Genomic DNA, 18888 nt, shown 5'->3' on the forward strand with positions numbered 1-18888 from the left:
GATGCGACGAGTATCTGCGATCGGCGGTGCGGCGCTGCTCCTGCTCGCCGTCGCCGCCTGCGGGGGGCGGGACAGCGGCGGCGGCACCACGGGTACGGCGGCCACCGGCCAGTGCCAGGGGCAGCAGACCACCGGCATCACCGACACCAGCATCAAGCTGGGCGGCATCTACCCGCTGTCCGGCCCCGCCTCCGCCTACGGGGACATCCCCAAGGGCATCAAGGCCTACTTCGACTACATCAACGCCGAGAAGAACGGCATCGGCGGGCGCAAGGTCGAGTTCGTCGTCCGCGACGACGGCTACCAGCCGCCCAAGGCCGTGGAGGAGGCCCGCAGGCTGGTCGAGCAGGAGCAGGTGTTCGCCCTGTTCCAGACGCTCGGCACGCCCTCAACCGCGGCCACCTGGGACTACACCAACCAGCGCAAGGTGCCGCAGATCTTCGTGGCGACCGGAGCCTCCCAGTGGGGCACCGACACCGCCCACCCGTGGACGATCGGCTGGCAGCCCAACTACATCTCCGAGGCCCGCATCTACGCCGCGTACCTGAAGAAGGAGAAGCCGCAGGCCAAGGTCGCCGTCCTCTACCAGAACGACGACTTCGGCAAGGACCTGCTCGGCGGCTTCAAGCGGGCCATCGAGGGCACGCAGGTGCAGGTCGTCGCCGAGCAGAGCTACGAGGTGACCGACCCCAGCGTGGACCCGCAGATGCGGAACCTCGCCGAGTCGGAGGCGGACGTGTTCCTCAACGTCACCACGCCCAAGTTCGGCTCGCAGGCGCTGGCCGCCGACGCCAAGAACACCAAGTGGAACCCGCTGCACATCGTCAACAACGTGGCCGCCTCGATCACCGTGCTCAAGCCGGTCGGGTTCGAGAACGTGCAGGGCGTCGTGTCCTCCACCTACTACAAGGACCCGAACGACCCCACGTGGGAGAGCGACCCTGAGATGGTGCTCTACAAGGAGAAGATGAAGCAGTACGCGCCGGGCGCCGACGTGAACGTGCCGTACCACACCTTCGGCTGGGCCGTCGCGAGCAGCTTCCACAAGGCGATGGAGGCCGCACCCTGCCCGACCCGCGAGGGGCTGCGCGACTCCGTACGCAACCTCAAGGGCGTCAAGGTCGACATGCTGCTGCCCGGCGTCACGCTCGACACCGCCGCCGACGACGGCTTCCCCATCGAGTCGATGCAGCTCATGCAGTTCGAGGGCGAGCGGTGGGAGTTGTTCGGCGAGGTGGTCGACACCCGCGCCGAGTTCGGCCCCCTGACCGGCTGACCCCTGCTCTACGGCTTGATCGTCCCCGCGCGCACCAGCCAGTCGACCGCCTCGGCGATCGCCTCGAGCGAGGTGTGGCGGGGACGGTGGCCGAGCAGCCGCGCCGCCTTGTCCATGCTGCAGTGGGGGCTGTGGGCGATGTGGTCGTACGTCAGCGCCGCGTCGTCCTCGGAGACCGTCTTGCGCCACTGCTCCCACGGCAGGAACGACAGCCGCGCCTCCTTGCCGAACCAGCCCGCCACCGCCTCGGCGTAGCCGCGCAGCGACAGGGCGGTGGTGGCGACCGAATGGAAGCTCTCGCCCACCGCGGCCGACCGGCTGGCGATGGCGTCCATGAACAGCCGGGCCACGTCGTCGGCGTGCACGTGCTGGACGGTCTCCAGCCCCAGGTTGGGCAGCGCCAGCTCCGACCCCTCCGCCAGGGTCTGGAACACCGCCGGGTTGACGTTGCCCGCCGGGTTGACCGGCACCCATCCCGGCCCGGTGATGTGGCCGGGATGGATGATCGTCGCCGGGAACCCGTCGCGCTGGGCCCGATCCAGCAGCATCGCCTCGATGGCCGCCTTGCGCACGCCGTAGTCGCCGAAGGGCGCCCGCTTGACGTCCTCCGTCGTCGGCACCTGCGCGCTCGGCCCGTGCACCCAGATCGTGCCGCAGTGCAGGAAGTGCCGCACCTTGCCGGCCAGGGCGTCGGCCAGCAGCGCCGCGCTGCTCTCGGTGAAGCAGATGAGGTCGATGACGACGTCGGGCTCGAGCTTCGCGATGCGCCGCCCGAACGTGCCGTCGGCCTCGTCCACCTTCCTGTCGGCGGTGACCGTGGTCACCTGTCGCCAGGCGCCATGGGGAGCGTAGGGCTCCCGCGACCCCCTGCTCACGTTGACCACGTCATGCCCGGCGGCCACCAGCCGCGGAATGAGGTATGTCCCGATGTGCCCACTACCGCCGATCACCACAACGCGCATGCGCCCAGCGTAGACCCGCCCGAATCACCAGGCGACCTCCAGGGAGGCGAGGCCGTAGACGATGCTGAAGGTGCGGAACTGGGCGGCGTTGTCGGTCAGGCGCAGGTTCGGGAAGCGGTTGAGCAGGGCCGGGAAGGCGATGCGCAGCTCCATGCGGGCCAGCGGTGCGCCCAGGCAGTGGTGGACGCCGTGGCCGAACGCCAGGTGGCCGGGGGCGCCGCGGCCGAGGTCGAAGGTGTTCGCGTCCGGCAGGAACGACGGGTCCCTGTTGGCGGCCGGCAGGCTGCAGAGCACCAGGTCGCCCTCCGCGATCTGCCGGCCGCCCACTTCGACGTCCTTCGTGGCGACCTTGGTGGTGCCGCTGTTGACGATGCTGAGGTAGCGCAGCAGCTCCTCCACCGTGGCGTCGATGCGCTCGGGCTCGCGGCGCAGCAGGTCGAGCTGCTCCGGGTGGCGCAGCAGCGCGAGCGTGCCGAGCGAGAGCATGTTGGAGGTGGTCTCGTGGCCGGCGAACAGCAGCAGCCCGCCGATCCCGATCAGCTCGTCGGTGGACAGGTCGTCGCCGTGCTCGCGGACGAGCATGCCGAGCAGCTCCTCGCCCGGGTCGGCCTTGATGCGCGTGACCAGGGTCTCCATGTAGGCGCGCTGCTCGAACTGGAGCATCATGCGCTCCTCGCCCGGCACGGTCATGTCGAGCATCCGGTTCGTCCGCTGCTGGAAGCCCTCGCGGTCCTCGTACGGGACGCCGAGCAGCTCGCAGATCACCAGCGAAGGGATCGGTAACGCGAACGACGGCACCAGGTCGCCGGGGGAGCCGGCGGCTTCGAGCGCGTCGAGGTGCTCGTCCACGATGCGCTGGATCCTGGGCTCCAGGCGGCGCATGCGGCGGATGGTGAACTCGGGTGTCAGCATCCTGCGCAGGCGCGTGTGCTCGGGCGGGTCGACGCCGAGGAGGTTGCCCGCGCGTACCTTGGCGAGCTGCTCCTCGGTCATCGGCGGCGCTCCGGGGAGGCGGGCGATGGTCTGCGGCGCCACCTTGAACGTCTCCGCGTCGCCCAGCACCTCCCGGACGTCGGCGTGGCGGGTGACGAGCCATGCCTCCGCCCCGAACGCTGTCGTGATCTTCTTGATACCTTCCTCATCCCGCACCGCCGCCAGCTCCGGTGCCGGATCGAACGCCACCCGCCGCATGTGCAGCGGCATCGCCGAGGTCTCGCTCATGCAATCCCCTGAGATGGTTCCGTTATTTGCACAGCACCGTACTGATCCCGGTGATCGGTTCACTAGAAGCGATCATCAATCGTTGCGGGGTCGTACTTGAACCATGGCCGCATCGCAGTCGGGCGGCTTGACGCGGGCTCGGCGACGCCGGAAACATACCCCCACTTATCAGGATGAAGAGGACGGCCCATGGATGTAAGGCAAGTGCCCGTGCTGGTCGCCGGCGGCGGGCCCGTCGGCCTGGCGACCGCGGTGGAGCTGGCGCATCACGGCATCGAATGCTTAGTGGTGGAGCCGCGCGAGACGGTGTCCTGGCTGCGGCCGCGGGCGAAGACCACCTCGGCCCGGTCGATGGAGATCCTGCGCAGGTGGGGCCTGGCGGAGACGCTGCGCTCGCGGGCGCCGCTGGCGGTGGCCTGGTCGGACGAGGCGGTGTTCGCCACCAGCCTGCTCGGCAGGGAGATCACCAGGATCGACCGCTGCTTCGGCCTCGACCTCGTCGGCTCCGACCTCGCCGCCGAGCCCGGCCAGCAGGTGCCGCAGCCGCTGGTCGAGGAGGTGCTGCGGGAGGCCGTCGGCGACGCGCTGCTCACCGGGTGGCAGGTGACGGGCCTGGAGGAGGACGCCGACGGCGTGACCGTGCGCATCGCGGCCGCCGACGGCGCCGAGCGCGAGGTCCGCGCCCAGTACGTGGTCGGCTGCGACGGCTCGCGCAGCGTCACCAGGGACGCCATCGGCGCCCGGTACGAGGGCCGCCAGGACGCCAGGCCCAACTTCAACATCGTCTTCCGCGCCCCCGACCTCGCCGACCGGGTGCCGCACGGGCCCGCCGTGCACTACTGGGTGCTCAACCCGGCCCAGCCCGGCATCGTCGGCCGGCTCGACCTCAAGGACACCTGGTGGTGCATCGCCCAGGGGGTGCGGGCCGAGGACGCCGACCCCGTACGGCTGGTGCGCAACCTCGCGGGCGCCGACATCGACGTGGAGATCCTGGCCACCGACCCGTGGACGGCACGCATGCTGCTGGCCGACCGGTACGCCAGCGACCGCGTCTTCCTGGCCGGCGACGCCGCCCACCAGAACCCGCCCTATGGCGGTCACGGCTTCAACACCGGCGTCGGCGACGCGGTCAACATCGGCTGGAAGCTCGCCGCGGTGCTGCGCGGATGGGCGCCGGAGGCGCTGCTGGCCACGTACGAGAGCGAGCGCCGCCCCATCGCGGCCGACACCATCGAGGCCGCCGCGGCGAACATGGCCACCCTCGCCCCCGAGCTGGCCGACCCGGCGCTGGCGGGCACGGACGAGGAGTTCGCGAAGGTGCGCCCGGCCGTGGCGGAGGCGATCAGGCGGACCAAGGACAGCGAGTTCCACAGCCTCGACCTGGTGCTCGGCTACACCTACACCGGCTCGCCGATCGTCGCGCCCGGGACGGGCGAGCGCCTGCCGCACCGCTGGCTCGCGCCGGGCGAGTCCCTGTACGACCGCCTCGGCCGCGCCTTCAGCCTGGTCGGCGACCTCGGCTCGCCGCAGGCCGCCCCGCTGGTGGCGCAGGCGCGCGAGCTGGGCGTGCCGTTGGAGGAGGTGGACCTGCCCGGCGAGCCGCTGACGCTGGTGCGCCCCGACCAGCACGTGGCCTGGCGCGGCGGCGACCCCGAAGGCGCGCTCCGCCTGGCTTTGGGGCACCTCAGGTAGCCGGTCGCCGGTTGTCCCATGGGCCGGGGTTGCGGCGAGTTTACCGGGATCAAGACAGCCATAGAGTAATCGAAACACTACTCCTGGTTACGATGGCGAAGTTCGCGCACCTATCACTCCAGGGGGCTGGATATGACTGACGAGACCCGGGCCGGCAGGACGATCGACGAGGAAGACGGCGTGCTCGGCGGCGAGGCCGCCCTGCTGCACGCCCAGGACGACCCGGCGGCCTCCGCAGCCGTGGACGCGGCCGTCGAGGCCGAACTGCTGGAGGACGCCCCGGCCCGCGAGGCGGTCGAGGCCAGGCGCGAGAGCGAACGTCAGATCGCCGACCTCACCGCCCAGGACCAGCAGCGCTTCCGCGACCTCCAGCGCGAGCTGCGCACGATGGGCGCCGACGTGTGGCCGATCGCCCGGTGGTGGGGCTTCGAGATCCACCTCAACGAGTCGGCCGCGCTGCTCGCCGCCGAGATCCCGCAGCTCATCGCGCAGAGCGCGGCGACCGTCGTGGGTGGCTGGCTGACCCCGGTCATCGAGCGCACCGTACGCGGCAAGGCCGCCTGGATCGCCTCCATCGCCCGCCCGTACGGGGTCAAGCTGGTCTCGCCGTGGACCGCGCCCGGCATGCTCGTCCCCGCCCGCCAGGACGGCAGGCCCGCCGGTGAGAGCGGCCTGTACTGGGCGGTCCACGAGCCGGAGCAGGGCTGGAGCGCGGACCAGCGGTTCGTCGACCACTTCAGCGTGACGGGGCCGGCGCTGGGCGAGTTCCAGGACCGGCTGTTCCTGGCCCACCGGGGCGGCGCGGGCGACGTGAGCCTGTGGTGGACGGCCTACGACGCCGAGGAGGGCTGGAGCGAGGACCAGCGCTTCCCGCAGCACCTCAGCCAGGCCGCGCCGGCGCTGGCGGCGTACGACGGGCAGCTCTACTGTGTGCACAGGGGAGCGGGCGACGACACCGCGCTGTGGTGGACCCGCTTCGACGGGTCGAGCTGGAGCCCGGACGAGCGGCTGCCGCGGCACTTCAGCGAGAGCGCGCCGGCGCTGGCGGCGTACGACGGGCAGCTCTACTGCGTGCACCGGGGCGCGAGCGACGACGCCCTGTGGTGGACGCGCTGGGACGGATCGAGCTGGAGCCAGGACCAGCGGCTGCCCGGCCACTCCAGCCGCTCGAACCCGGCGCTGGCCGTCTACCGCGGCCACCTCTACTGTGTGCACCGGGGCGCGGGCGACGACACCGCGCTGTGGTGGACCCGCTGGGACGGCTCGACGTGGAGCCCCGACCAGCGGCTGCCCGGCCACCACGCCGGCGAGGGCCCCGCGCTGACCGTCTACAAGGACCGCCTCTACTGCGTGCACCGCGGCACCGCCGACCAGAGCCTGTGGTGGAGCAGCTTCAACGGCTCCGCGTGGAGCTCCGACGAGCGGCTGCCCGGCCACCACAGCGGCGAGAGCCCGGCCATCATGGCCTACCGCGACAGGAACGCCACCCGCGACCAGCTCCTGGTGCTGCACCGGGGAGCCCGCTGAGCCCAGACACGCGGGTGCCGGCCCGCACCGCGAGCCGGCACCCGTTCATGGCCGCCTACCAGCCGGCGAGCTGGTCGAGGAACCACTCGATGAGCGGCCTCGACACCGCGCCGTGCTCGGTGTTGGCCGTGTCGCAGCAGAACGCGTCGAGGAACGTCTCGTCCTTCGGCAGGTCACCGAGGTCGCGGTAGAGCTCCGCCTGCCACTGGAACGGATCCCTGGCCAGCGCCACCGCGCTGACCGCGGGCACGAAGCAGCCGCGCCTGAAGCGGTCCTGGATCGGCAGGCCCGTCGCGTCGGCCAGCCGGCCCCACGAGTCGAGCGTGCCGCCCGGCGCGCCGTCGAACGCGGCGACGTGCGAGGTCGCACTCGTCCACACCGGCGCGCCGAAGCGCACGACGCCGATGTTCTGCAGCTCGCCCATGTCGGGCTGGACGCGGGCGGTCAGCTGCAGCGTCTCGTGCTGCAGGTCGAAGACCGGCGTGCCGGGCGCGAGGTCGGGACCGACGCCGTCGCCGGTGCCGTTGGCCAGACCCAGCTTGTACGGCCGCATCGGGAACCAGCCCACCCGGCGCAGATCCTCCAGGAACTCCAGGCGCAGCGGGCTGGCGCTGGTCACCGGCCCCGAGTAGTCGGCGTCGCCCACCCAGCCCCACAGCAGCTGCTGGGCGGCCGGGCTGCGGATCAGCGCCGCCTGACCCGGGCCGTCGGAGCGCGGCGCCAGCGACTCGTGCAGGTACGCCAGCTGCTGCAGCACCAGCGGGATCCAGGCGCCGAGGTGCGGGCTGTCGTAGGAGAAGTACTTGTCGGTCTGGTGGTCGACGCCCTCGCTCTCCATGCGGGCCAGCGCGTACCTGGTGACGATGCCGCCCATGCTGACGCCGCCGACCACGAGCTGGTCGTCGCCGAGGCGCTCGTCGATGACGCGCAGCACGCAGCTCACCGCCACCGCGGCGTTGGCCTGGACGGCGGCGTGCCGCTGGTCGAAGCCCAGCAGGACGACGTCGATGCCCATGGACCTCAGCTGGTCGAGGAAGCCGGGCACGCCCCTCTGGTAGGGCTGGTTGAAGTGCCGCCACAGCGCGTCGAGGTCGCTGGGCCCGTAGTTGAAGCCGTCGGCCAGGACCAGCGGCCTGGTCAGTGCGTCGTGCCCGTCGGCCAGATGCACGGCGGCGCGGCCGGTCGCGGTGTAGCCCTGGTACGGCTCGTCGCCGACCAGGTCCCAGGTGAGCTCGGGCCGGCGGGCCTCGCCGTCGCGGCGCGGCGGGGCGGCGAACCAGACCCCCTGCTGCCCGAGCGCGGCGGCGATGCGTTCGACCTGGTCGGTGCTGAGGCTGCTCTCGAAGGTGTGGGCCCTGGTCTCGACGTCTATTCGCGGTTCCTGCGGCATGTCCGATCCTCTTTTCGCTGAGGGCCAACTGGGGCCACTGACCACACCTTACGGTCACTTTCGGTGATTGACCGAGTACCTAACGTGATGGCGTTTCCGCAGGTCAGACCTGATGACGTGACACCCGGCGGCCACGGGGCAGGAGGTGCGGAACAGCCCGGCGAGCACCTCGAAAAAACCGACTCTTTCGACGGACGAGCCCTTCGAGAACGACCTACCGCGCGAGGTGAGCACGATGCCAGAACGACGCGACGACGACGAGTTCTTCGCTCCCGTGCTGAAGGAGCCGCCGCCCGGCGAGGACGCTAGCGACACCGGCGTGCCCCATGTGCACGGGGCCGGGCACGGGGAGTGGGCGCGCCGGCCCGCGCCGTCGACCGCGGTCAGCCTGCGCCTGCTGGCCGCCGGGCTGCTGCTGCTCGGCGGCGTGGTGCTGGCCGTGCTCGCGGTGCTCGCCGGCAACCCGCCGCTGGCCGTGCCGCCCGCCCTGGTGGCCCTGGCCGCCGCTTTCTACCTGGTGCTGTTCGGCATCCGCCGCGCCCGCCAGGACGGCGGCCCCCCGACCTTCGGCTGACCCCCGTCGAGGCCGAGCCCCCGCCAGGGCTGAGCACCGAGCCTCCGACGAAGGCCGCACGCCGAAGGCTGAGCACCGAGCCTCCGACAGGGCCGCACGCCGGAGCCCGCCGGGTTTCGGCGCTGCTCACCGGGTATGCGGCCTGCTGGGAGGGCCGGACCGGAGGAGTTGCGATGTCCACGACGTCTTTGATCGACAGGGAGTGCGTACGCCGGCTGCTGGACTCCCGGCACCCGGACGCCACGCTGGTCTTCATCCGCGGCGGCTGCGAGGTGCTGCCCGCCGGCGAGGTGGACGATGCCCACAAGGGCCTGATGATCGCCAGCCGTGACGATGTCATGGCCCAGATCCCCGGCGGCACCCCCACGGACGAGGTGCTCGACGCCCTGGCCCACCGCCTGGACAACATCGTCCGCGACCTGGGCGCCTGAGCCGCTAACGCCGGTGGCCGCTCTCCAGATATTGCAGGACGGCGGCCACCCGCCGGTCGGTCTTGTCGGTCGGCGCGAGGTCGAGCTTGGCGAAGATGTTGCGGATGTGCTTGTGCACCGCGCCGTCGGTGACGACCAGCCGCTCGGCGATGGCCGCGTTGCCGAGTCCCTCGGCCATCAGCGCCAGCACGTCGCGCTCGCGCGGGCTGAGCCGGTCGAGCCGGCTGTCGGGCCGGGAGCGGGTGAGGAGCTGCGCGACGACCTCGGGGTCGATGGCGGTGCCGCCCTCGGCCACCCGGTGCAGCGCGGCGAGGAACTCCTGCACCCGGCCCACCCGCTCCTTGAGCAGGTAGCCGAGCCTGGCGCTGCCGTGGGAGAGCAGCTCCGTGGCGAACGCCTGCTCGACGTACGCCGACAGCACCAGCACCGCGAGCCCCGGCAGCCGCCGCCTGGCCTCGACGGCGGCCACGATGCCCTCGTCGGTGTGGGTGGGCGGCATGCGCACGTCCACGATGGCGACGTCGGGCTCGCACTCGTCGATCGCCTTCAGGAAGCCGTCGGGGTCGGCGGCGGTGGCGACCACGTCGAGCGCCTCGGCGCGCAACAGCAGCGCGAGCCCCTCGCGCAGCAACGGGTCGTCCTCGGCGATCACAATCCGCATGGAAGGCTCACATTCATGGTGGTGGGTCCGCCGACAGGGCTGGTCAGCGCGAACGTGCCGTCGTGGGCCTCGGTCCTGCGGCGGATGCCGCTCAGCCCGGACCCGCCGCTCTCGGCCGCGCCGCCGCGCCCGTCGTCGGTGATCTCGATGCGCAGCCAGGCGTCGTCACGGCGCACGGTGACCTGCGCTCGCGTGGCCTGGCTGTGCTTGGCGATGTTGGTCAGTGCCTCGGCCACCACGAAGTAGGCGGTGGCCTCGACGGAGGCGGGACACCGTCCCGGCACCTCGGCGTCGATCCGGCAGGGCACGGGGCTGGCCGCGGCCAGGCCGGTCAGCGCGTCGGGCAGGCTGCGGTCGGCCAGCACGGGAGGCAGGATGCTGCGGACGACCGCGCGCAGCTCGGCGAGCGCGGTCTCGGCGGCGTTCTGGGCGCTTTCGAGCACGGCGTCGGCGGTGGCCGGGTCGCGGGCCAGCGCCCGCCTGGCCGCACCGAGCAGCATGGTGACCGCCACGATGCGGTTCTGCGTGCCGTCGTGCAGCGAGCGCTCGATCCTGCGCAGCTCGGCGGCGTGCGCGTCGAGCGCCGCCGCGCGGGTGGCGGCGAGCTGGGCGACCCGCAGCGCGAGGTCGGTGGCGGGGTCGGCGGCCAGCAGCTGGCGCCCCGGCCACGCCTGGAGCCTGGCCATGGCGGGCACGAACGCCAGCGTGAGCGCCAGCCAGAACAGGCTGAGCGGGCTGACCGCGAGCGCGCTGGGGAAGGTGTCGGCGTCCCAGATGCCGAGCCCGGCCCCTGCGGTCTCGCCGGGCGGCAGGACCTGCCAGTACAGCGGGTAGAGCAGGTCGCGGACCGCGCTGAACGGCAATGTCAGCCCGACGAAGCCGATGAGCAGCCCGATCGTCGCGTGCGGCAGTACCCAGGCCAGCTCCCGCCGGCTGGCGGGCTGCTTGATGGCCGCCCGCCAGCCGTCGGGCACCGGATCGGGGCTGATGAGGTCGCCGGGGCCCCAGCGGGTCAGCCGGGCCCGCTCTCGGTCGGCGACCGCGCGCAGGGCGCGCAGCGCGCCGGGCAGCAGCGGCAGGCCCACGCCCACGAGGCAGAGCAGCCCCACGAGGACGAGCCCGACCAGCGCGAGCAGCGCCAGGGCTCCGGTGCCGATGCCGCCGACGAGGTGTTCGAGCCCGTCGAGCGTCGCCCTGGCACGGGCGGACGGATCCCACGTACGGGCGGGCCGCCGCTCGGCCGGCGAGTCGTGGTCGGGCATCCGCACCTCCTTCGCCACCGACCCTAGGTCACCGGCGGGCGCCGCCGTCAGGGCGACGGCGGAAGAGTACAGCAGGCTGTACCTCGGCTGTCGCGTTGGTGGGATCGCCGGGCCGGCGGGAGGTTCGTACCGTTTCGTGGTGAAAGAGGAACACAGAGCGGCAAGGAGATCGCGATGACCCAGCACACCTCCGAGATGCGTCAGGCCCGCCACCACGTCAGCCGTCCGGTGCTGTGGGCACTGCTCGCGGTCTTCGGGGTCTGTAACGTGGTGACGTCGGTGTCGGATCTACCGGTGCTGGTCGGCATGGGCTTCGGTCTGCTCACCCTGGCCTGCGCCGCCGCGCTGATCCACCAGCACTACACCGCCCGCCGCCGCTGAACCGGGCATCCGGCCAGGCCGCCCGTCGCTGAGCCGGGTGTCCTTCCAGGACGCCCAGCCCGGTGAGCAGGGTGTCCGTCCAGGGCACCCGCCGGGGAAGCGGCAGGTAGGATTTCCCCTTCCAGGGATGAAAGGGGATATTTATGGAAAAAGCCTCGGAAGATCGTCCTGAGCAGGAAGCGTTCGTCCGCAAGGAGCTGCAGCGGCTCCGCGACAGCATCGACAACCTCGACGCCGCGCTCGTCCACCTGCTGGCCGAGCGGTTCAAGTGCACGCAGGAGGTCGGCCGTCTCAAGGCGGAGTATGAGCTGCCCCCGGCGGACCCCGAGCGGGAGGCCGCACAGATCCGCCGCCTGCGCGCCCTGGCCGAGCAGTCGAAGCTCGACCCCGTCTTCGCCGAGCGCTTCCTGAACTTCATCATCGCCGAGGTCGTCAGGCATCACGAGCTGATCGCCAGCAACCGGGCGGCCACCCGCGCTACCGGATTGTCGGCAGTGCTCCGGGCTTCAGACCGGGGGTGAAGCCAAGCGCGTCAAGTGAGCCGACCGAGGAAGGCGAGCACCCGCTCGGTGAGCAGCCCGGCGGCGGCCCGATCGTAGGACGGCAGGCTCGGGTCGGCGAAGTTGTGCCGGTCACCGGGATAGAGGAACAGCTCCGCGTCGGCGGCCGACCCCACAAGGGCCCGCGCCGCGTCGAGGTCGCCCTCACTGGCGAAGATCTCGTCGGCCTCCATCCCGTGCACCTGCACCGGCACCCCCTGCGGCCACGCCTCGCCGAACTCCGCGACCGGTGCGCACGCGTCGATCAGCACCGCGCCCCTCGCCCCCTCACGCGTCTGCGCCAGGCTCTGGGCCGGCAGCACGCCCAGCGAGAACCCCATGTAGACCAGCCCGGCGGGCAGGTCGAGCGCAGCGGCTTTGCCCCGCTCGACGAACGTGCCGAAGCCCGCCTTCTCCGCATAGGCCACGCCGTCCGGCAAAGCGTCGAAGACGTGCCCGTCGTAGAGGTCGGGCGTGTGCACGGTGTGACCCGCCGCCCCCAGCGTCGCGGCGAACTCGCGCACACCCGCCGTCAGCCCGCAGGCGTGATGGAACAGCAGCACCTCGGCCATGACCGGCCTCCCTTTTCGATCGGGCGTTCGGAAGCCGAGTATGTCAGGGCGCGCGTGGCGGCGCCACCGACGAGCGCCTGATCAGCCTTGAGCGCAACGTGTGCATCGTGCGGGCCGGCTCGCCGCCGCCCAGGACGTCGAGCAGCACCTCGGCCGCCCGCGCGCCCAGCTCGTGGACCGGCTGGGCGATCATCGTCAGCGGCGGGTCCATGACCGCCGCCCACGCGCTGTCGTCGAACCCGATCAGCGCCACGTCGTCCGGATAGCGCAGCCCCGCCTGGCGCAGCGCGCGCAGCGTGCCCGTCATGCCGTCGGTCTCGGTGCAGAACACCGCCGTCACCCGGTCGGGCAGCGCCAGCATCCTGCCCACCTCGCCGACCACCCGCTCCTCGGTCTTCGGCCCCACCATGACCAGCTCGGGGTCGAACGGGATCTGCGCGTCGTCGAGCGCGTCGAGGTAGCCGCGCAGCCGCTCGCCGTCCGTCCACAGGTTGCGGGAGGCGGCGGCCAGCAGCTCGCGCCGCGTCGCGGGCGGCCGCTCGACCGGCGGCCCCCACACGAACCCGATGCGCCGGTGACCCGCCGCGATCAGCGCCTCGACCGCCTCGCGGGCCGCGTCGCGGTTGTCGATGACGACCGCGTCGAGCTCGAGCGCCGAGACCGCCCGGTCCACCAGCACGACCGGGATGCCCCGGTCCATCGCGCCCTTCAGGTGCGCCACCTGGTCGCGCTCCAGCGCCGCCGACGCCACGATGACGCCGTCGACCCGCTTGTCGATCAGCACGTTCGTCGCCGCCACCTCCTCCTGGAGGTTCTCGTACGTGCTCAGCACGATCACGTCGAACCCGCGCGCCCGCGAGGCGTCGGAGACGCCCCGCAGCAGCCCGGCGAAGAACGGGTTGCCGATGTCGGCCACGATGACGCCGAGCGTGTGGCTGACGCCCGTGGACATGCTCCTGGCCAGCGCGTTGGTGCGGTAGCCGAGCTTCTCGGCCGCCGCCAGCACGCGGGCGCGCAGCTCGGGGCTGACGTAGCCGTAGCCGCCGAGCGTGCGCGCCGCCGTGGCCCGGCCCACGCCCGCCTCCGCCGCCACCTCCGAGATGGTCGGCCGCGCCTGGCCGCGCTCAGCTGGCATGGATCTCGCCCCTCCTCGCCCTGTCATTGTGACCACTCAAGTCTGACCGCTCCCCGCCGCGCCCTTCACCGTGGGCGGAGACGCGGTCAGGCAGTGCGGCGGCCGTGGCCGAAGGCGCCCTCGACCTGGCACTGCGCGCGGGCCGCCGCTGCCCCCGCCGCCAGTGCGCGCTCGATCGCGGCAGGGGTGGCGGGCGCCTGGGCCGACCAGCCGTCGCGCAGCAGGGACACGGCGAAGCCGGTGACGAAGGCGTCGCCGCAGCCCATGGTGTCCACGATCTCGTGGGTCAGGTCGGCGGGCGCCGACAGCGTGTGCCGCCCGTCGCTCGCGATCGCGCCGTGCACGCCCCTGGTGCCCAGGGCGAGGCGGGCGCCGCGCCGTACGGCCTCGGCGAGCAGCGCGGCCGTGGCCTCCTCGTCGAGGTGGGAGCAGGACAGCAGCACCAGGTCGGCGTGCGGGCAGACACGGTCGAGGTAGCCGGGGTCGCGGTGCTCGTCCTCGCTGGACAGGTCGAAGCTGACCAGCGGGCCGAGCCCGGCGAGCTTGGGCAGCTCGTCCTCGCTGCGCGAGTAGACACTGGAGTGCACGAGGTCGAAGCCGCCGACGTAACCGAGCAGGTCGTCGTCGAGGGTGAGCGGCTCGCGTACGGTCACGCCGCCGCCGTTCCAGCCGAGGAAGACCCGGTCGCCGTCGTCCACCTTCAGATGGGAGACGCCGCTCTCGCCGCTCCGTACGACGCACCGATCGACCGCCACCCCTTCGGCGGCGATCGCCGACCGCAGGAACCCGCCCAGCTCGTCGTCGCCGAAGACCCCGAGGTAGGCCGACGCGACGCCGAGCCTGCGGGCGTAGACGGCGACGTTGACGCTGTTGCCGCCGGGGTAGTCGATGCCCCGGTCGACGAACCGGTCGACGATGTTGTCGCCGAAGCCGAGCACTCTCATGCCTCAGTAGTCCATGACCCGGTAGTAGCGGCGCAGGTCGAGCGAGTGGTCGCGGACCCGCTCCAGGTGCTTGCTGACCCGGCCCATGACGGTGTCGAGCACGACGGGCGCGAGCAGGTGGCGGTGCTCGGGGCTGATGCCGGTGAGCGGGTAGTCGCGGGTGTCGAAGACGGTGACGTCCTTGGAGACGCGCCTGGCGAACGCCTCGGCCCGGTCGGTGAGCGGGCGCGTCTCGTCCTCGCCCTGGAAGACGATCACGCTGGTGTCCTCTTCGAGCAGCTCAAGAGAGCCGTGGAAGAACTCGGCGCTGTGGACGCGGGTGGTGCGCAGCCACTGCATCTCCTCGAGGATGCACATGGAGTAGAGGTACGTGAAGCCCCACAGATTCCCGCCGCCGATGAGGAAGTGGTAGTCGGTGTCCTTGTGGGCGTCGGCGAACGCGGCGGCCACCGGCTCGGCCTGCCTGGCCACCTCGACGAGGATCTTCGGCAGCCCGGCCAGCTCGTCGGCGAACGTCTCGTACCCCTCGAACTCGCCTCTGCGCGCCAGCAGCCGGGTCATGAAGAGCAGGAGCTGCATGTCGAAGGGCCAGGTCTTGGGCTCGGAGACGAGCGCGGCGTCGACCGTGGTGGCGATGGGCGAGTCCGGGTAGCCGGTGAAGGCGATCGTGTAGGCGCCCTTCTCCTTGCAGTGCTCGATGGCGCGGATGCTGTCGTCGGTGGTGCCGGAGACCGAGGTGAAGACGGCGACCGTGCGCTCGCCCAGGCGGGCGTCGCCGGAGACCACGAGCTCCGCGGCGATGGCCGAGCGCACGTCGAGGGTGGACAGGCGGCGGGCGAGGTGCTCGTACGGCCAGGTCAGCGCGTACGTCCCGCCGGCCCCGACGAGCAGCAGCGTGTCGAAGCCCTCGTCCACGAGCCGGTCGACCAGCTCCTCGATGCGCGGACGCAGGGCCACCGCGCTGGCCACCTGGGAGACGAATTCCGGCTCGTTGAAACCGAGCATTGCAGATCCTTTCCTGGGGCTGGCGTGCCCGTCTGATACCGGTATCACGCGGCAGTCACGTTGGCACAGCGTCCGGCCCGGCGTCAACACGAGCTTGTCGCGAATCAGCGCTGAACTGCTGTTTCTATGGCTTTGAGAGATTGCACGGGCTCAACGGAGAAAAAATCTTGGCACTCAGGTCTGGTACCGGTATCAGGTGAGCTGTAAGGTCGGCCAACACCAAGGCTCCTGGCCGAGAAAGGAAGCCCATGCGCCCTCGCGCCCTGCCGACGCTCGCGGCACTCATCGGGACCCTCACGCTGGCCGCCTGCTCAGGAGGCGGCGGCGCCGAGCAGGCACCGGCGGCCGACCCGGCCGCCACGCCGGAGTTCTCCGGCACGCTGAGCGTCCTCACCAAGTTCGCCGGCGAGCCCACGGGCCCCTACTTCGAGAACCTCGCCGCCGCCTACAGCAAGCAGCACCCCGAGGTGAAGGTCGAGCTGATCCAGGAGACCGACCAGAGCGTCAAGGACAAGCTCAAGACCCTCACCGCCTCCGACGCGCTGCCGGACATCTACTTCACCTGGACCGGCAACTGGGCGGACAACTACATCCGCGGCGGCCGGGCCGCCGACCTGACCAAGGTGATCGGGCCGGACACGGAGTGGGGCAAGACGTTCAGCCCCGGCTCGCTGGCCGCCTTCGCCCGCGACGGCAAGAACTACGGCATCCCGCTGTACGGCAACGGCAAGTTCATGGGCTACAGCAAGGCCGCCTTCGAAAAGGCCGGCGTCAAGGTGCCCGCCACGTTCGAGGACCTGCTGGCCGCCTGCGGCCCGCTGCGCAAGGCCGGGTACGAGCCCATCGCCTTCGGCAACAAGGACGGCTGGCCCGCGCTGCACTACCTGCAGCAGCTCTTCGCGTACAACGTGCCGGACGCCACCCTCCAGGCCGACTTCGACCCCGCCACCGCCAAGCTCGACCACCCCGGCTACGTCACCGCGCTCAACCAGTTCAAGACCCTGGTCGACCAGTGCACCGACACCCGCGACGCCACCAACGGCGTGCTCTACAGCTCCGCCCAGGAGGCGTTCGCCAACGGCAAGGCCGCGATGTACTACCAGGAGATCCTGGAGTTCGACAACGCCACGTCGGCCGAGGTCAAGCCGGACGACTTCGGCATCTTCCAGCTCCCCGTCCCCCGGAACGCCGCCGGCGACCCTGACGTGCTCGAAGGCTCGCCCGAGGGCTACCTGATCAACGCCAGGTCGCCCCGGGTCGCGCTGGCCGTGGACTTCATGAAGTTCGTGACGAACGCGGAGAACGCCAAGACCCTGTCGGCGCCCCCGTACGGGCAGCCCAGCACGGTCGTCGGCGCCGTCACGCCCGAGACCTCCAGCAAGGCCGTCTACGAGGGCATGCAGCTTGTCAACAAGGCACCCAAGCTGGCCATCTGGCTCGACACCGTGACCGTGCCCGAGGTGGCCGACGCCTGGCTGGCCGGCGGCGAGGCGATGATCAGCGGTGGCACGACCGCCGAGAAGGTGCTCGAAAGCGTGCGCCTGGCCTCGGCCGAGGCCAGGTAGGGAGTCGTTCATGCAGCCGCCCGCACGCGCCGGCGTCCTGCGCAGGACGCTCGGGCTCGCGTGGATCCTGCCCGCGCTCGTCCTGGTCGCGGTGTTCGTCTACCTGCCGCTGGTGCAGAACCTCGAGTTCAGCACGCTCAAATGGGACATCTACAGCGGCGAGCAGGAGTACGTCGGGCTCGCCAACTACACCAAGCTCGTCGAGGACCCGGTGTTCTGGTCCTCGCTCGGCAACAACGCGCTCTACGCGGTGGTCTCCATCGCGTTCCAGGTGTTCGGCGCGCTGCTGCTGGCCGCGGTCATCGAGAGCGTGCGGAGCCGGCGCTGGCAGCGCGCGCTGCGGGCGATCTACTTCATCCCGTCGGCGATCTCGCTGACCGTCGCGGGCCTGCTGTTCTACTTCCTGTACGAGCCCAACCTCGGCCCGCTCAACCACGCGCTGCGCGCCGCCGGGCTCGGCCACCTCGCCCAGGCGTGGCTCGGCCAGGAGAGCACCGCCATGTCGGCGATCATCGCGATGAGCCAGTGGCAGGGCTTCGGCTACTCGACGCTGCTGTTCGCGGTGGCCATCCAGCGCATCCCGTCGGAGATCTACGGGGCCGCCGCGCTCGACGGCGTCGGCGCGGTGCGGCGCTTCTTCAGCGTGACGGTGCCGCTCGTGCGGGAGATGACCGGGCTGATGACGATCGTCACGATCTCGGGCGCGTTCCAGGTGTTCAACGAGGTCATGGTGATGACGGCGGGCGGGCCGAACAACTCGACGCAGGTGCTCGGGACCTGGCTCTACCGCAGCGGCTTCGTCCGGAACAACTTCGGTTACGCCGCTGCCATCGCGACCGTCCTGTTCGTGATCACGCTGGCCATCGCGGTGGCGCAGATGTGGGTCACCCGCAGGAGAAGGGTGGAATGGTGACGCGGCTGAGCTTCCTCGGAGTGATCGCCCGGATCTTCATGTGGGCGTTCCTGCTGGCACTCGCGGTGGTCGTGGTCTATCCGCTGCTGTGGATGACGCTGAACGGCTTCAAGACCAACGCCGAGCTGTTCGGCGACCCGTTCGCGCTGCCCCTGGACTGGAGTTTCGACAACTACCGGAAGGCGTGGAACCGGGGCGTCAGCGACTATCTGACCACCAGCGTGCTCGTCACGCTGACCTCGACCGTCGCCACCGTGTTCGTCAGCGCGTGGGCCGCCTACGGACTGACCAGGGTGAACGTGCCGCTCGACAAGGGACTGACGGCGGCGATCCTGGGCGGGCTCATGCTGGCGCCGACCGTGGCGCTGGTGCCGCTGGTCAAGATGTTCCAGGCGCTGGGGCTCTACAACACGTTCTGGGCGCTGCTGATCCTCTACACCGCCTTCCGCATCCCGTTCACGACCTTCCTGCTGCGCGCGTACATGATCGATCTGCCGCGCTCGGTGGACGAGGCGGCCGAGATGGACGGCGCGAGCAAGTGGACGACGTTCTGGCGGGTGATCCTGCCGATGTGCAAGCCGATCCTCACCTCCACGGTGCTGCTGCACGTCCTGTTCACCTGGAACGAGTACCTGTTCGCGATGATCTTCACCAGCGGCTCGGGCGTGCAGACGCTGCCGGTCGGGCTCACGAGCCTGATGAGCAAGCACGGCACCGAATATCCGGTCGTCTTCGCCGGGATGGTGATCGCCGCGCTGCCCGTGGTGCTGCTGTTCTTCCTCGGCCAGCGCTACATCATCAAGGGACTCGCCGACGGGGTCGGCAAGTGAGGACTTTC

Annotated in this window: 19 protein-coding genes; 10 read left to right on the top strand and 9 right to left on the bottom strand. The window is 71.2% G+C overall.

Going from position 1 to position 18888, the window contains the following annotated elements:
• The first annotated feature begins 1 nt into the window (after position 1).
• The gene (locus AB0K12_RS16545; protein WP_364561074.1) at positions 2 to 1276 is read left to right on the top strand and encodes an ABC transporter substrate-binding protein; all 1275 of its coding nucleotides are present in this window, start codon (positions 2 to 4) and stop codon (positions 1274 to 1276) included.
• An 8-nt stretch (positions 1277 to 1284) separates the two neighbouring features.
• Here AB0K12_RS16545 and AB0K12_RS16550 read toward each other — a convergent pair whose 3' ends face one another.
• A complete protein-coding gene (locus tag AB0K12_RS16550; RefSeq protein ID WP_364561077.1) occupies positions 1285 to 2238 on the bottom strand; it encodes an NAD(P)-dependent oxidoreductase in 954 nt (317 codons plus the stop codon).
• Positions 2239 to 2262: 24 nt separating this feature from the next.
• Positions 2263 to 3459 (bottom strand): cytochrome P450, encoded by a 1197-nt coding sequence (locus tag AB0K12_RS16555; RefSeq protein WP_364561080.1) that lies wholly within the window; start codon positions 3457 to 3459, stop codon positions 2263 to 2265.
• Positions 3460 to 3648: 189 nt separating this feature from the next.
• Between AB0K12_RS16555 and AB0K12_RS16560 the strand changes: the two genes are divergently transcribed.
• Both AB0K12_RS16560 and AB0K12_RS16565 read left to right on the top strand, forming a co-directional pair.
• Entirely contained in the window at positions 3649 to 5151 is a 1503-nt protein-coding gene (locus AB0K12_RS16560) for an FAD-dependent monooxygenase (protein ID WP_364561082.1), read from the top strand.
• Positions 5152 to 5283: 132 nt separating this feature from the next.
• Complete coding sequence (locus AB0K12_RS16565; RefSeq protein ID WP_364561085.1) at positions 5284 to 6678, top strand: hypothetical protein; 1395 nt, start codon at positions 5284 to 5286, stop codon at positions 6676 to 6678.
• A 55-nt stretch (positions 6679 to 6733) separates the two neighbouring features.
• Here the strand turns inward: AB0K12_RS16565 and AB0K12_RS16570 are convergent, their stop codons facing one another.
• Positions 6734 to 8068 carry a hypothetical protein gene (locus AB0K12_RS16570; protein WP_364561088.1) on the bottom strand — a complete coding sequence of 445 codons (1335 nt, stop codon included), beginning with the start codon at positions 8066 to 8068 and terminating at the stop codon, positions 6734 to 6736.
• Positions 8069 to 8303: 235 nt separating this feature from the next.
• Between AB0K12_RS16570 and AB0K12_RS16575 the strand changes: the two genes are divergently transcribed.
• Both AB0K12_RS16575 and AB0K12_RS16580 read left to right on the top strand, forming a co-directional pair.
• The gene (locus AB0K12_RS16575; protein ID WP_364561092.1) at positions 8304 to 8642 is read left to right on the top strand and encodes a hypothetical protein; all 339 of its coding nucleotides are present in this window, start codon (positions 8304 to 8306) and stop codon (positions 8640 to 8642) included.
• A 173-nt stretch (positions 8643 to 8815) separates the two neighbouring features.
• The gene (locus tag AB0K12_RS16580) at positions 8816 to 9073 is read left to right on the top strand and encodes a hypothetical protein (RefSeq protein ID WP_364561095.1); all 258 of its coding nucleotides are present in this window, start codon (positions 8816 to 8818) and stop codon (positions 9071 to 9073) included.
• Between the two features lie 4 nt (positions 9074 to 9077).
• On the opposite strand, the gene AB0K12_RS16585 is transcribed toward AB0K12_RS16580, so the two are convergent.
• Positions 9078 to 9734: a response regulator transcription factor gene (locus AB0K12_RS16585; protein ID WP_364561098.1), complete on the bottom strand. Its 657-nt coding sequence runs from the start codon at positions 9732 to 9734 to the stop codon at positions 9078 to 9080.
• Complete coding sequence (locus AB0K12_RS16590; protein ID WP_364561102.1) at positions 9722 to 10996, bottom strand: sensor domain-containing protein; 1275 nt, start codon at positions 10994 to 10996, stop codon at positions 9722 to 9724. Before AB0K12_RS16590 ends, AB0K12_RS16585 begins: the two co-directional genes overlap by 13 nt.
• A 174-nt stretch (positions 10997 to 11170) precedes the next feature.
• Here AB0K12_RS16590 and AB0K12_RS16595 point away from each other — a divergent pair, with 174 nt between their 5' ends.
• Positions 11171 to 11377 (top strand): hypothetical protein, encoded by a 207-nt coding sequence (locus AB0K12_RS16595; RefSeq protein WP_364561105.1) that lies wholly within the window; start codon positions 11171 to 11173, stop codon positions 11375 to 11377.
• A 143-nt stretch (positions 11378 to 11520) separates the two neighbouring features.
• On the top strand, positions 11521 to 11898 hold the full coding sequence (locus AB0K12_RS16600) for a chorismate mutase (protein WP_364561108.1): 378 nt from the start codon (positions 11521 to 11523) through the stop codon (positions 11896 to 11898).
• 11 nt (positions 11899 to 11909) lie between these two features.
• On the opposite strand, the gene AB0K12_RS16605 is transcribed toward AB0K12_RS16600, so the two are convergent.
• From AB0K12_RS16605 to AB0K12_RS16620, 4 genes are all read right to left on the bottom strand, one after another.
• Positions 11910 to 12488: a dienelactone hydrolase family protein gene (locus AB0K12_RS16605; protein WP_364561111.1), complete on the bottom strand. Its 579-nt coding sequence runs from the start codon at positions 12486 to 12488 to the stop codon at positions 11910 to 11912.
• A gap of 43 nt (positions 12489 to 12531) precedes the next feature.
• Positions 12532 to 13623 (bottom strand): LacI family DNA-binding transcriptional regulator, encoded by a 1092-nt coding sequence (locus AB0K12_RS16610; protein ID WP_364561114.1) that lies wholly within the window; start codon positions 13621 to 13623, stop codon positions 12532 to 12534.
• Positions 13624 to 13709: 86 nt separating this feature from the next.
• Positions 13710 to 14567: a PfkB family carbohydrate kinase gene (locus AB0K12_RS16615; protein WP_364561117.1), complete on the bottom strand. Its 858-nt coding sequence runs from the start codon at positions 14565 to 14567 to the stop codon at positions 13710 to 13712.
• A gap of 3 nt (positions 14568 to 14570) precedes the next feature.
• Positions 14571 to 15572, bottom strand: a complete 1002-nt coding sequence (locus tag AB0K12_RS16620) for an SIS domain-containing protein (RefSeq protein WP_364561119.1) — start codon at positions 15570 to 15572, stop codon at positions 14571 to 14573.
• Positions 15573 to 15820: 248 nt separating this feature from the next.
• Here AB0K12_RS16620 and AB0K12_RS16625 point away from each other — a divergent pair, with 248 nt between their 5' ends.
• Genes AB0K12_RS16625 through AB0K12_RS16635 form a run of 3 tightly spaced genes read left to right on the top strand, consistent with a single transcriptional unit; the run spans position 15821 to position 18880 of the window.
• Positions 15821 to 17137: an ABC transporter substrate-binding protein gene (locus AB0K12_RS16625; RefSeq protein WP_364561121.1), complete on the top strand. Its 1317-nt coding sequence runs from the start codon at positions 15821 to 15823 to the stop codon at positions 17135 to 17137.
• A gap of 10 nt (positions 17138 to 17147) precedes the next feature.
• On the top strand, positions 17148 to 18050 hold the full coding sequence (locus AB0K12_RS16630; RefSeq protein ID WP_364561124.1) for a sugar ABC transporter permease: 903 nt from the start codon (positions 17148 to 17150) through the stop codon (positions 18048 to 18050).
• The gene (locus tag AB0K12_RS16635) at positions 18044 to 18880 is read left to right on the top strand and encodes a carbohydrate ABC transporter permease (RefSeq protein WP_364561126.1); all 837 of its coding nucleotides are present in this window, start codon (positions 18044 to 18046) and stop codon (positions 18878 to 18880) included. The genes AB0K12_RS16630 and AB0K12_RS16635 overlap by 7 nt, the downstream gene beginning before the upstream one ends.
• Positions 18881 to 18888: the final 8 nt, after the last annotated feature.

This window comes from Nonomuraea sp. NPDC049419, assembly GCF_040676995.1.
In the GTDB taxonomy this organism is placed as follows: Bacteria; Actinomycetota; Actinomycetes; order Streptosporangiales; family Streptosporangiaceae; genus Nonomuraea; species Nonomuraea salmonea.